This is a genomic window from Celeribacter litoreus (genome assembly GCF_020165855.1).
Taxonomy (GTDB): domain Bacteria; phylum Pseudomonadota; class Alphaproteobacteria; order Rhodobacterales; family Rhodobacteraceae; genus Celeribacter; species Celeribacter litoreus.
This window is the reverse complement of the sequence record NZ_JAIUFY010000005.1, coordinates 457,987-470,931: the sequence shown is the minus strand read 5'-3', so window position 1 is coordinate 470,931 and position 12,945 is coordinate 457,987. Positions and strand designations below refer to the sequence as shown.

Annotated in this window: 11 protein-coding genes; 6 read left to right on the top strand and 5 right to left on the bottom strand. The window is 59.8% G+C overall.

What is annotated here, in order from left to right; translation table 11 throughout:
• The first annotated feature begins 17 nt into the window (after positions 1-17).
• Positions 18-704: a glutathione S-transferase gene (locus LA304_RS04235; protein ID WP_224501874.1), complete on the top strand. Its 687-nt coding sequence runs from the start codon at positions 18-20 to the stop codon at positions 702-704.
• Between the two features lie 84 nt (positions 705-788).
• On the top strand, positions 789-2,300 hold the full coding sequence (locus LA304_RS04230; protein WP_224501873.1) for a YifB family Mg chelatase-like AAA ATPase: 1,512 nt from the start codon (positions 789-791) through the stop codon (positions 2,298-2,300).
• Here LA304_RS04230 and LA304_RS04225 read toward each other — a convergent pair.
• The 4 genes from LA304_RS04225 to rsmI all read right to left on the bottom strand — a co-directional run bounded on the left by LA304_RS04225 (position 2,293) and on the right by rsmI (position 5,504).
• Positions 2,293-3,183, bottom strand: a complete 891-nt coding sequence (locus LA304_RS04225; protein WP_224501872.1) for an alpha/beta hydrolase — start codon at positions 3,181-3,183, stop codon at positions 2,293-2,295. The genes LA304_RS04230 and LA304_RS04225 overlap by 8 nt on opposite strands.
• A 10-nt stretch (positions 3,184-3,193) precedes the next feature.
• Positions 3,194-4,135, bottom strand: coding sequence for a glutathione synthase (gene gshB / locus LA304_RS04220; protein WP_224501871.1), 942 nt, complete (start codon positions 4,133-4,135; stop codon positions 3,194-3,196).
• Positions 4,136-4,223: 88 nt separating this feature from the next.
• Positions 4,224-4,529, bottom strand: a complete 306-nt coding sequence (locus LA304_RS04215; protein WP_318010676.1) for a YraN family protein — start codon at positions 4,527-4,529, stop codon at positions 4,224-4,226.
• 111 nt (positions 4,530-4,640) lie between these two features.
• Positions 4,641-5,504: a 16S rRNA (cytidine(1402)-2'-O)-methyltransferase gene (gene rsmI, locus LA304_RS04210; protein ID WP_224501869.1), complete on the bottom strand. Its 864-nt coding sequence runs from the start codon at positions 5,502-5,504 to the stop codon at positions 4,641-4,643.
• Between the two features lie 125 nt (positions 5,505-5,629).
• Between rsmI and LA304_RS04205 the strand changes: the two genes are divergently transcribed.
• Genes LA304_RS04205 through murJ form a run of 3 tightly spaced genes read left to right on the top strand, consistent with a single transcriptional unit; the run spans position 5,630 to position 11,125 of the window.
• Positions 5,630-6,808, top strand: coding sequence for a penicillin-binding protein activator (locus tag LA304_RS04205; RefSeq protein ID WP_224501868.1), 1,179 nt, complete (start codon positions 5,630-5,632; stop codon positions 6,806-6,808).
• Positions 6,768-9,590: a [protein-PII] uridylyltransferase gene (locus LA304_RS04200; protein WP_263491241.1), complete on the top strand. Its 2,823-nt coding sequence runs from the start codon at positions 6,768-6,770 to the stop codon at positions 9,588-9,590. The genes LA304_RS04205 and LA304_RS04200 overlap by 41 nt, the downstream gene beginning before the upstream one ends.
• Positions 9,587-11,125, top strand: coding sequence for a murein biosynthesis integral membrane protein MurJ (gene murJ, locus LA304_RS04195; RefSeq protein WP_224501867.1), 1,539 nt, complete (start codon positions 9,587-9,589; stop codon positions 11,123-11,125). Before LA304_RS04200 ends, murJ begins: the two co-directional genes overlap by 4 nt.
• Here murJ and LA304_RS04190 read toward each other — a convergent pair whose 3' ends face one another.
• Positions 11,126-11,824 (bottom strand): rhomboid family intramembrane serine protease, encoded by a 699-nt coding sequence (locus LA304_RS04190; RefSeq protein ID WP_224501866.1) that lies wholly within the window; start codon positions 11,822-11,824, stop codon positions 11,126-11,128.
• A gap of 78 nt (positions 11,825-11,902) precedes the next feature.
• Between LA304_RS04190 and trpS the strand changes: the two genes are divergently transcribed.
• Complete coding sequence (gene trpS / locus LA304_RS04185) at positions 11,903-12,919, top strand: tryptophan--tRNA ligase (RefSeq protein WP_224501865.1); 1,017 nt, start codon at positions 11,903-11,905, stop codon at positions 12,917-12,919.
• Positions 12,920-12,945 lie beyond the last annotated feature (26 nt).

Genomic DNA, 12,945 nt, shown 5'->3' with positions numbered 1-12,945 from the left:
GCTATGCGGAGTTTCATATGACATACGATATTTTTATCGGCGATAAAAGCTTTTCGAGTTGGTCCCTGCGCGGCTGGCTCCTCTTCGTCAAATTCGACATTCCCTATCGGGAAATCATGGTCGGGCTCTACAGCGGCACCATGAAGGAAGACCTCGCGCCCTTGGCCCCTGCCCGCTTTGTTCCGACGGTGCGCACGCCCGAGGGGTGGGTCATCGGCGAAAGCATCGCGCTCGCAGAAACTCTGGCAGAGCGTCATCCCGACGCTGGACTTTGGCCGATGGATGCACAGGCACGCATCTATGCCCGCTGGCTCGTCGCAGAGATGCACGCAGGTTTTGGCGCGCTGCGCAATGCCTGCCCGATGCAGCTTCTCCACCAGTATAAGGGTTTCGAAGTCTCCGACGCTGTCAAAGCGGACATTGACCGACTGGAAACTGTCCTCAGTCATGCCTTCGAGAATTTCTCCGACGACGGCCCATGGCTCTTTGGCAACTACACTGCGGCGGACGCCTTCTACGCCCCTGTCGCGGCACGGATCGCTGGCTATGGTCTTCCTGTCTCGGAGCGTCTTCAGTCCTATGTCACCGCCCACCTGACGGACGCAAGCTTCAAAGCGTGGCGCAAAGACGGCCTCAAGATCAGCTATGACCCCGTGCCGTATGCAATTGATCTGCCGACCACTGAATGGCCCGAGCCCGTCTAAGTCACTCGTTTTCTTCCCGTTAACCAATTGCTAACGGCCTCTGCGATACCAGTGGTTAGAATTGGTTAACGGGAGTTCAGAAGGATGGTCGCACGGACCTTTTCCGTCGCCTTTGAAGGCGTAGAGGCGCGGCGGGTCGAAATCCAATGCGCGATCTCTCCCGGCCTGCCCGCGTTCACCATTGTTGGCCTGCCGGACAAAGCCGTCACAGAGGCCCGCGAACGCGTTCGCGCCGCGCTCTCGGGCATGCAGATTGCCCTGCCCTCCAAGAAACTTACGATCAACCTGTCACCGGCGGACCTGCCGAAGATCGGGTCGCATTTCGACCTGCCCATCGCCATCGCGATCCTCGCCGCAACGGGCCTCATCCCCGAAGAAAAAGCCGCGGAAACACTGTCGCTCGGGGAACTGGCCCTCGACGGCTCCCTCGTCGCCGTCCACGGCGCACTCCCAGCCGCGCTAAAAGCCGCGGAACTGAATTGCGTGCTGGCCTGTCCAAAGGACTGCGGCGCAGAGGCCGCGTGGGTCGGAGCGACCCCCGTTTATGGTGCACGAAGCCTTGCTGAACTCATCCGCCACTATACTGGCGACCGCCCCCTCCAAACGTCTGAACCCGGAGAAGTCACAGCCTCAAAACACGAAAGAGACCTCCGCGACGTCCGAGGACAAGAGCGCGCGAAACGCGCCCTCGAGATCGCCGCTGCTGGTGGGCACCACATGTTCATGATTGGCACTCCAGGCTCCGGTAAATCCATGTTGGCGGCGCGGCTTCCGTCCATCCTGCCGCCTCTCACAGCGCAAGAAGCCTTGGAAACCTCGATCATCCATTCCCTCGCGGGGCTCTTGGATGAGGGCGGGATTTCGAGGTCGCGCCCCTTCCGTGAGCCGCACCACACCGCCTCCATGGCCGCCATCGTCGGCGGCGGGCGTGGGGCGCAGCCGGGGGAAATCTCTCTGGCGCATAATGGCGTGCTCTTTCTCGATGAATTTCCGGAATTCCCGCGCGGCGTCCTCGAAACGCTGCGCCAGCCGATTGAAACAGGCACCGTCATGGTCGCCCGCGCCAACGCACACATGCAGTATCCGGCGCGGTTCATGCTCGTGGCGGCGGCGAACCCGTGCAAATGCGGGTATCTCCCTGACGTCGCCCGCGCGTGCAACAAGGCCCCTCTCTGTGGGGAAGATTACATCGGACGCGTGTCCGGCCCTCTCATGGACCGGTTCGATCTCCGCATTGAAATGCCGCCCGTGCAATTCGAGGCGTTCGATCTCCCACCGAGTGGCGACACCTCCGCAACAGTTGCCCAGCGCGTCAATGCCGCGCGGTCGATACAAGCCGCCCGATTTGAAGGCACAAACTTCCGAACGAACGCCCAAATCGAGGGACAGCGGCTCGAAGAAATTGCGTCGCTCGACAGCGAGGGGCGCGAACTTCTGGCGAAGGCGGCGGAGAAACTCGGCCTATCTGCGCGGGGCTATCATCGTGTGCTCAGGGTCGCGCGGACGATTGCAGACCTTTCGGGCAGTGATGCAATCGCACGTCCTCACCTCGCCGAAGCGCTCAGCTTTCGAGTGGTGTCCGGCGTCCTCAACTAACGGCTTTGACAAACTCGGCGGTTTCTCTGATCGAGTTCCGAGCCTCAGGGAACACCCCGTCAAACATCTGCCAAACGTGCGGCGCACCCTTTGTCAGGCTGAGCGTCACCTGTGCGCCCTGCGCGCGCAGATGCTCCGCCATCCGCACGCTGTCATCGCGCAAAATTTCACTGTCGGATGCCTGCAACAGGACGGGTGGGCAATTCGGATAGGCCGCAAACATAGGTGAGACACGCGGATCTTCCGCAGGAAACCCGCCGAGAATCATGTCTATCAGAACCTTCGCCCGCTCAGCCGGGAAGAAGTGATCGCTCTCTGCGTTGGTCTGATGGGACGGGCTCGACACGGTCAAATCAGTGAAAGGCGACCATGCATAGGCACCCGCAGGCGGTGTGCCCGCCTCACAAAGTTTCGAGAGCAGGGAAAGCGCCAAACCGCCACCGGCGCTATCGCCGCCAATGACGACCTCTTTGGGCGAGAATCCTGACGCGATTAAAGCCTCCCAAACCGTCCCTGCATCTTCATACGCGGCAGGGGCGGGATTTTCGGGCGCTAGGCGGTAGGCTGGTAGAAAAACGGCCCGACGCGACAGCATCGCCAGACGCAAAGCGAGGCGATGGTGTGTCTGCGGACTCCCCGCGACGTAGCCGCCTCCATGGAAGTGCAGAATGACTCGATCCGGAATAGCCATCGGCGGTCTGATCCAGATACCCGGAAGCCCCATCGCATCATGTTTGACCACATCGTCCGAGAGAATTTGCAGCGCAAGCCGCGCCGCGAGATCCATGCCTTTGCGCATAGGCACAGGGTTTTCAGCATGGGTAAAGGCGGTGCGGACAACGGGGCTTAGAACGCCCGAAAAGATCCGCATCCGCAAACTCATGGTCTTGGCCTCACGCGCGCTTGGCTTCGATGGCTTTCCAGATGATCTCGGCTGTGTTCGTGCCGTCGAACCGTTCGAGTTCCTGAATGCCGGTCGGGGAGGTCACGTTGATCTCGGTGAGATAATCGCCGATCACGTCGATGCCGACAAAAATCTGACCCTTCTCCTTCAAAAGCGGCCCGATGCGGGCGCAGATTTCGAGGTCGCGCTCGGTCAGACCGATTTTCTCCGGACGACCGCCGACGTGCATGTTCGAACGGGTCTCGCCGGCCTGCGGCACGCGGTTGATCGCGCCAACGGGTTCGCCGTCCACGAGGATCACACGTTTGTCGCCTTTGGACACATCCGGCAAGAATTTCTGCACGATCATCGGTTCGCGGGACATGCCGGTGAAGAGTTCGTGGAGCGAGGACAAGTTCCGGTCATTCGGATCGAGACGGAACACACCAGCACCGCCATTGCCGTAGAGCGGCTTGAGAATGATGTCGCCGTGCTTTTCCTTGAACGCTTTGATCGTCTCCAGATCGCGTGCGATTGCGGTCGGCGGCGTCAGGTCGGGGAAGGTCAGGACGAGCAGTTTCTCAGGGTAGTTGCGCACCCAGAACGGATCATTGACGACGAGCGTGCCCGGCGTGATCAGCTCAAGCAGGTGCGTTGTCGTGATGTAGCCCATGTCGAAGGGCGGATCCTGGCGGAGCCAGACCACATCGTATTCGCCAAGATCAACCTCAGTCATCTCGCCGAGCGTGTAGTGATCGCCTTCGACGCGGCGCACTTCGAGGGGCCATCCGCGTGCGGTGACGCGACCCTCTTGGAAGGCCAAATGATCCGGCGTGTAGTAAAACAGCTCATGTCCCCGTTTCTGGGCTTCTTCCATGATGCGGAAGGTGCTGTCTGCGTTGATGTTGATCGGACCGATCGGGTCCATCTGAATCGCGACTTTAAGGGCCAAGGCTGTTCTCCATCCTGTCTTTCTACCTAGATGGACCAGCCCCGCGTTTCGTTCAATGAGAATGTCCTGTGCGCGAACTCACAAAAGGTTATGCCATAAGCGCATTTTCGAGAATTTCGACGACACCCGCCCCATCTACGAGCGCCACATCGAGCCGCATCGGAGTGTTTAGTCCCCCCGGCATCGCGCCGATATAGGCCTCTGCGCTCGCGCAAAGTCGCGCGATTTGTCGTGCACTGAGGCTCTCGGCGGCTCGCTCGTGCGTGCGAGAGGCTTTCACCTCAACAAAAATCACCTCGCCGCCGCGCGCGAAGATGAGATCAATCTCCCCGCCCGGGCCGCGCCAACGCTGCTCCAACTTCTTGCATCCAGCCGCAAGATATTCGCGTGCCACGGCCTCCTCCGCAGCGAGCCCCTTGTGATAAGCCTGCTCTCCCCGACGGCGGCGGGTGGCACTCGGAGGGCTCACTTGCGCATCATTGGGCATCGCAAATCCTAATCGTGTCTAGGTGTCTTCACGGGACATCTTGAGCGCCATTTGGTAAACGTCGCGTTTCTTCAATCCGGTTTTAAGCGCGACTTCGGCCGCCGCGTCTTTTACAGACATCTTTTCCAAGGCACTTCTCAGAGCCGTCTCGACATCTTCCTCGGACGCTTCTTCTCCTGCACCACGATCCACGAGGAGCACAATTTCTCCTTTCACCGGAGCGTCACGCAAACTGAACTCCAACTCGCGGAGCGTGCCCTTGCGCACCTCTTCAAATCGCTTCGTCAACTCGCGGCACAGTGCGGCTTGCCGCTTTTCCCCGAGCGTCTCACAAAGCTCTTCAAGCGTGCGATGAATGCGCTTCGGGCTCTCGTAGAACCCCAGCGTCGCCTGCACATCTGCAAAGGAGGAGAAAAACTTCAACCGCGCACCGCGGGCCGCGGGCGGGAATCCGGCAAACAGAAACCGGTCAGACGGCAGCCCCGAAATCGTAAGGGCGGCAATCATTGCTGACGGGCCCGGCGCAGAGGTTACAGGCACGCCCGCCTCAATCGCCTCTCTGGACAAAACGAACCCAGGATCTGCAACCAAGGGCGTGCCCGCCTCGGACGCATAGGCGACAGATTTCCCCTCAGCCAACAGGCCGAGCAACCGTGGCCGTGCCTGCGCACCGTTGTGATCGTGATAGGCAATGACGTGACGCCCGTTCAGCGGAACGCCATGAATTTCCATCAGCTTGCGCAACGACCGCGTATCCTCTGCAGCGAGAACGTCAGCAGACGCAAGAATGTCGAGTGCCCGCAACGTGATATCGCGCGCGTTGCCGATTGGCGTCGCGACGAAATAGAGACCGGCGGAAAGCGGCTTGGATTGGTAAATCAATGCACCCTCGGGTTTTGGGACGTTTACTCTTTTGTATCGGTCGCTTAGTCTGCCCGCACATTCGAGGGGGACCAACTTGCGGACTCCCTTGATCACCGAAGTTTTCTTCAGGAGTGTTACGTCCTATGTTCGCCGTTCTGCGTGCCGCCCGCAAGTCGCTTGCCAAAATCACCCTCGGCTTGTCCGTTCTTGCCCTCGCAGCCTGTGAACCCGGCGCATTTCCTGTCGGGGGCGGACCCGTGATCAATACGAGGGCTCCGGTTCCGGTCGCCCTGCTCGTCCCCTACGATTCGCAGACTCCAGGCGACATCGTCGTCGCGCAGTCCCTCGAAAACGCCGCGCGTCTCGCGATTGCGGACCTCGACGGCGCCCAGATCGATCTGCGTGTTTATCCGACCTCCGGAATTGCCGAAGGGGCTTCTGTGGCCGCGTCTCTGGCGGTGAAGGACGGCGCAAAAATCATTCTCGGTCCGGTTTACGGCGGCTCTGCGCAGCTTGCGGGTCTTCCGGCGCGGAATGCGGGCATCAACGTTCTGTCCTTCTCCAACAATCCGGACGTCGCAGGCGGCAACGTGTTCATCCTCGGCCCGACCTTTGAAAACACGGCCGACCGCCTCGTCTCCTATGCGCGCGCTCAAGGCAAAAACCAGATCATGCTGGTGAACGGCAATAGCCCGGCTGAGATCGCTGGCGCAAACGCGATCAAAGGCGCCATCGCAGGCAATGGAGCATCCCTCGTTGCAGAGCAGAGCTTTGAACTAACCCAACAGGCGGTCATTCAAGCCATTCGGCCCATCGTGTCCACCGCTCGGGAGACCGGGGCAGACACCGTCTTCTTCACATCGGGCAATGACGGCGCGATGCCGCTTCTGGCACAGATGCTTCCGGAAAATGGCATGACATCGCCAGACCCGCAGTTTGTTGGCCTCCAGCGCTGGAACGTGCCGAGCTCTGCGCTAACTCTCCCTGGGCTGCAAAACAGCTGGTTTGCCATTCCCGACCAGATGCTGACCGCAAACTTCTCTTCGCGTTACACCGCCGCCTATGGTGAGCCGCCGCACGCGTTGGCCGGTCTCGCCTATGACGGTATCGCCGCTATCGGTGCACTCGTCGAAGCGGGAGATCAGAACGCGCTCACAGCTCAGGGGCTGACCCGCGGCTCCGGCTTTGTCGGCGTAAACGGAATCTTCCGTCTTTTGCCCGACGGTACAAACCAACGCGGCCTCTCGGTCGCGACGATCCAAGATAATCAGGTAGTTGAGATTGACCCTGCACCAAGAGCCTTCGCCGGCACCGGCTTCTAATACTCCGACGCTCGCCGAGATCATTCCGGCTCCAGAGAGCCATCTGATTTGCGCAGACTCTGCCATCTTTGACGTCCCTGCCGTATCCGCCGCGCTTGAGGCGGCATGGGCGGACGCCGGAGATGCCGCTGCCGTGCGCAAAGCAACGGTGCAGGTTCTCAACGACGCCCAAGCACGTGGCCGCGAAACCATCAAGGCCGCCATTTGCGAGGCCCCCCGAAACGCCCGCCCCGCGCTCAAAGCCTATGCATGGCTGACGGATTGTATCGTCACATCGGTGCTCTTCACCGCCACGCAAAAACTCCACCCGAACCCGAACCCCACCGCGTCTGAAAAGATCGCCGTGCTGGCCGTCGGCGGATATGGACGCGGTGAAATGTCTCCGCAGTCCGATGTCGACCTGCTGTTCCTTGCTCCCTACAAAATCAACGGCTGGATCGAGAGCGTGGTCGAAAGCATGCTCTACATGTTCTGGGACCTGCATCTTAAAGTTGGACATTCCACACGGACGATCAACGACTGCGTCCGTCTGGGCCGCGAAGATTTCACAATTCGTACAGCGATGCTCGAACTGCGGCACCTCGCGGGAAATCGCGAACTGTCCACCGAATTGCACATCAAACTACGCGACAGCCTCTTCCGGAACACTGCGCGCGAATTTATCGAAGCTAAACTCCTCGAACGCGCCGAGCGTCACCGCAAGCAAGGCGGACAGCGTTACGTTGTGGAGCCGAACATCAAAGAGGGCAAAGGCGGTCTGCGCGACCTTCATACGCTGTTCTGGATCGCTAAATACGTTCACGGCGTGCGTAACACGGCGGACCTCGTAAAAGCGGGCGTCTTCACGGCCGAGGAATATCGCGAATTCGAGGAAGCAGAGACCTTCCTCCATGCGGCGCGCAATGCGCTCCATCTCATTGCCGGACGTCCGAGCGAGCAACTGACCTTCGATATGCAGGTCGAAGTCGCGGACTTCCTAGGCTACGTCGATCACAGCGGTCGCCGCGCGGTCGAACATTTCATGCAGGATTTCTTCCGCCACGCGACACGCGTCGGCGAGTTGACCCGCATCTTCCTCACTGCGCTTGAAGCGATCCACGTCAAACAGGAACCCGCTTTGCAGCGGCTCCTGAAGCGCCGTAAAAAGATTGGCGATCAATACGAGATCATCCATAACCGCCTGAACATTCGGGACCGCAAAGAGTTTCTCTCCGACAAACTGAACATCCTTCGTGTTTTCGAGGAAGGTTTGCGGACGGGCTACCTGCTCCACCCCGATGTGATGCGCCTGATTTCCGCCAACCTTGATCTGATCGACGCCGAGATGCGCAACACGCCTGAGGCGCAGCGCATCTTCCTCGATCTGATGCTCAAACATGGCAATCCGGAGCGCGCCTTGCGCCGGATGAACGAACTCGGCGTGCTTAGCGCCTTCATTCCGGAATTCCAGCCGATCGTCGCGATGATGCAATTCAACATGTATCACAGCTACACAGTGGACGAGCACACCATTCAGGTCATTTCCCAATTCGCTCAGGCCGAGCGTGGTGAATTGACCGAAGAGCTTCCGCTCACCTCAAGCATTCTCAAAGCGGGCATCAACCGAAAGGTGCTCTATGTCGCGATGCTCTTGCATGACATCGGCAAGGGCCGTGACATCGACCACTCTGTCCTTGGCGCACAAATCGCGCGCAAAGTGGCCCCTCGCCTCGGGCTGAAGCCTGCGGAATGTGAAACGGTCGAATGGCTGGTCCGCTATCACCTGCTTATGTCCGACATGGCACAAAAACGCGACATCTCCGATCCGCGCACCGTCCGCGATTTCGCCAAGGCCGTAAAAACGAAGGAGCGTCTCGACCTACTGACGATCCTGACCGCCTGCGATATCCGCGGGGTTGGCCCGGACGTCTGGAACAACTGGAAAGCGACACTGATCCGCAACCTGCATACGCAGACATCTATTGCACTCGAACATGGGCTCGAAGAGGTCAACCGCGACGCACGTGAAGGCGAGGCCAAGGGCGAACTGCGGTCCCGCCTGTCCGACTGGAGCGCTGCCGAAAAACGCCGTGAAATCCAGCGCCATTACGGCCCCTATTGGCAGGGTCTCCCCTTTGCGGCTCATGAGACTTTTGCGCACCTGCTCAAAGATATCCGTCCGGACGAAATCCGCATCGACCTGCATCAGGATGATGATCGCGATGCAACACGCGCGTGCTTTGCTCTGGCCGACCACCACGGGATTTTCTCCCGTCTCGCTGGCGCGCTTGCTCTCGTCGGTGCAAACGTTGTCGACGCGCGCACCTTCACGACGAAGGACGGATATGCGACGCCGGCATTCTGGATTCAGGACAAGGATGGAAACCCGTTCGAGGAAAGCCGCCTGCCCCGCCTGCGCCAGTCGATTGAGAAGAACCTGCGCGGTGAGGTCATCACCGGTGAGGCGCTCAAGTCGCGCGACAAGATCAAGAAGCGCGAGAGCAAGTTCAATGTGCCGACGTCGATCACCTTCGACAACGAAGGCTCTGAAATCTTTACGATTGTCGAGGTGGACACCCGTGACCGGCCTGGTCTGCTTTACGACCTGACCCGCGTTCTCGCCGAAAACAACATCTCCATCGTGTCCGCCCAAATCGCCACTTACGGGGCGCAGGTCGTCGACTCTTTCTACGTCAAGGACATGTTCGGGATGAAGATCCACTCCGAGAGCCGCCGCAAAACGCTCGAGAAACGCTTGCGTGAAGCGATCGTCGACGGGGCAAAACAGGCCCACAGCGCATGAAGCCGATCAAGCTGATCCGCGGGTTTGTGACCGTGGGGGGCTGGACCCTGATGAGCCGCGTGCTCGGGTTCGTCCGTGACGCGCTCATTGCGGCCTATCTCGGAGCGGGACCGGCGGCGGAAGCCTTCGTTGTCGCGTTTTCTCTGCCGAACATGTTCCGACGTTTCTTCGCGGAAGGAACGCTCAACGTCGCCTTTGTGCCGCTGTTTTCGAAAAAGCTAGAGGCCGAAGAGGACGCGAAACGCTTCGCCGAAGACACGTTCTCCGTTCTTGCGACAATCTTGATCGGCCTGTCGCTCATAGCGACGGTTTTCATGCCTATTCTTGTCTCAGCGATGGCCGCAGGGTTCATCGGCGACGAGCGCTTTGACCTCGCCGTGGACTTTGGCCGGATCGCGTTTCCCTACATCGTGTTCATTGCCCTTGCGGCGCTCTTTTCGGGCATCCTGAACGCCACAGGCCGGTTCGCCGCCGCGGCAGGCGCGCCCGTGCTGCTCAATGTCATCCTCTCCGCCGCGATGGTTGGGGCGGCAAAGCTCGGCTATCCGGTCCAAGACGCGCTCATCTGGTCTGTGCCACTTGCCGGCGCCGCGCAACTCTTTGTGGTGTGGCGCGCCGCTGCGCTTGCGGGTTTCAATCTCCGCCCGCGTGTACCGAAGCTGACGCCGGAACTCAAACGTCTATTCATTCTCGCTGGACCTGCCGCGCTTGCCGGTGGGGTTGTCCAGATCAACCTGCTCATCGGTCGTCAGGTCGCCTCTTTCTCCGAAGAGGGGGCGCTGCAATACCTCAACCTTGCGGATCGACTGTATCAGCTACCGCTCGGCGTTGTAGCCATCGCAATTGGCATCGTCCTCCTGCCCGACCTCTCCCGCCGCCTTCAGGCCGGAGACGGCGCTGGCGCGCGGGACGCCTATAACCGCGCCTTTGAATTCGCCCTGCTTCTGACTGTTCCAGCAGCCGTGGCCCTGATCGTCATTCCGGAACCGCTCATCTCCTTCCTGTTTCAGCGCGGTGCGTTCTTGCCCGAAGACGCTTCGAAGACAGCCGTCGCGGTCGCTATTTACGGCCTCGGCCTGCCCGCCTTTGTGATGCAGAAAGTCCTTCAGCCGCTCTACTTCGCCCGTGAGAACACGAAAACGCCGTTCCGTTTCGCGCTCTATGCGATGGTGATCAACGCGGTTGTGGCCATCGGCCTGTCATTCGTGATCGGCTATGTGGCGGCGGCTGTGGCCACGTCCCTTGCTGCGTGGGGCATGGTCGCGATGCTCTGGTTCGGCAAGGGAGACATGGGCGAAGACGTGCGTTCGGACGCACGCCTCAAGTCACGTGCACCACGTATCCTGATCGCCTCGATTCTGATGGGCGTGGTTCTTTATGGCGCAGAGCTGGCCCTGAGCCCGATCTTCGAGCTCTCGCGGGGTCTCGCCACGCTCTTGCTCGTCACCATTGGGATCGTCGGCTACTTCGTGATCGCTCACGTCGTCGGAGCCGTGCGCCTGTCGGAACTCAAACGCTCCGTCAAACGCGGCTAATCACCGCTCTCGCAGCCGAGCCAGAAGACGCACAAATGCGCCGGGGCGCAAACCCGCCGCAGTCGCAAAACCTGCGGCAAATCCGGCAAGATCTGCGACCCAATCGGGCGAGCCGCCGAAGAGCACGCCAAACACGAACTGAATGCCCATCAACAGCGCGATGAGCCGAAACGCCCCGAGACGGTTCTGCCCGAGATTTCCAAGCCCGATCCAAAGGATAAAGGAATAGGCCCCGATAAACCCGTAGGCCGCGGGATAGGCCCCTGCGAGCGGGCGTTCGACATCGAGGATGAGGCCATAGGCCAGCGCACCAACAATGGTCGAGACGACGAAAATCGCCAAGACCGCAAAATTGCCAAAAACCTCACCCACCATCTTCCCCATCGCGAGGATGAAGACCGACGCCATCAGAACATGCGTGATCGAGAAATGAACGAAGGCATAGGTGAACACGCGGCGCACGTGCTCGAACGGCCACATGTCGAGCATGCGCATCTGTTCGAACACCTGATCAAGAAAACTGAACTTCTGCAGCGCATCCAGACGCCAGCCCACCGCTTCCGGCCCGCCAACGAGCCCGAGATTACCGACTTGGAAGACAAGTTCGATTCCCCCGAGCAGCATTACAATCGCGACAACCGCAGGAGGCAGCGCATTGAAAGGGTGCTCGAAGCCAAACTCTTCCTGATCATGGGACATAAACGGGGCCTTTCCTTGACGCTCTGGTCCGGCATAGGTAAGCGATGTGCACCTATTATTCCAGAGACGGAGTCCCAGATGGACAAGCCTGCCTTTACCCCCCGCGTATTTTCGGGGATCAAGCCTTCGGGCGGGCTCACCCTCGGCAACTACCTCGGCGCGATCAAACGCTTCGTGGATATGCAGGGCGGTGAGTTCGAAACCATCTATTGCGTGGTTGATATGCACGCCGTCACCGTCTGGCAAAGCCCTGAGGATCTGAGACACGCAACCCGCGAAGTCGCCGCCGGCTATCTCGCCGCAGGCATCGACCCAGACAAGTCTATTCTGTTTAACCAGTCCCGCGTGTCCGCACACGCCGAACTTGGCTGGCTCTTCAACTGTGTGGCGCGTGTTGGTTGGATGAACCGCATGACCCAGTTCAAGGACAAAGCTGGCAAGAACGCGGAAAACGTGTCTCTCGGCCTCTACGCTTATCCGTCGCTTATGGCAGCTGACATCCTGCTCTACCACGCCACGCACGTGCCGGTGGGCGAGGATCAAAAACAGCACGTCGAGCTGACCCGCGACATCGCGAACAAGTTCAACCACGACTACAAGGTCGACTTCTTCCCACAGTGTGATCCTGTGATCGAAGGTCCGGCCATGCGCGTGATGAACCTGCGCGACGGCACGAAGAAAATGTCGAAGTCCGGCGAGAGCGACATGGAACGCATCAACATGACCGATGATGCAGACACCATCGCGAAGAAGTTCAAAAAGTCGAAAACCGACCCCGAGGTGTTGCCGGAAGAGATGGAAGGCCTCGCCAACCGTCCTGAGGCGCGCAACCTCGTGAACATCTACGCAGGTCTCGCAAACATGACCGGCGAAGAGGTTCTGGCGGAATACGGCGGTCAGGGCTGGGGTAAATTCAAGCCTGCGCTTGCTGACCTCGCGGTTGAACACCTCGCGCCGATCTCGACCGAGATGAAGCGCCTCATGGACGATCCGGCCGAAATTGACCGCATCATGGCGAAAGGCGCTGACAAAGCGAAAGCCATCGCCGACCCGATCCTCGACAAAACCTTCGAGATCATGGGCTTCGTGCGCTGAGCGCGAAACGAACTGAACCAATATAA

Bases quoted from the DNA above. Each gene is read 5' to 3' on its own strand.
- LA304_RS04235 (WP_224501874.1), top strand. From the start codon at position 18: ATGACATACGATATTTTTATCGGCGATAAAAGCTTTTCGAGTTGGTCC.
- LA304_RS04230 (WP_224501873.1), top strand. From the start codon at position 789: ATGGTCGCACGGACCTTTTCCGTCGCCTTTGAAGGCGTAGAGGCGCGG.
- LA304_RS04225 (WP_224501872.1), bottom strand. From the start codon at position 3,183: ATGAGTTTGCGGATGCGGATCTTTTCGGGCGTTCTAAGCCCCGTTGTC.
- LA304_RS04205 (WP_224501868.1), top strand. From the start codon at position 5,630: ATGTTCGCCGTTCTGCGTGCCGCCCGCAAGTCGCTTGCCAAAATCACC.
- murJ (WP_224501867.1), top strand. From the start codon at position 9,587: ATGAAGCCGATCAAGCTGATCCGCGGGTTTGTGACCGTGGGGGGCTGG.
- LA304_RS04190 (WP_224501866.1), bottom strand. From the start codon at position 11,824: ATGTCCCATGATCAGGAAGAGTTTGGCTTCGAGCACCCTTTCAATGCG.
- trpS (WP_224501865.1), top strand. From the start codon at position 11,903: ATGGACAAGCCTGCCTTTACCCCCCGCGTATTTTCGGGGATCAAGCCT.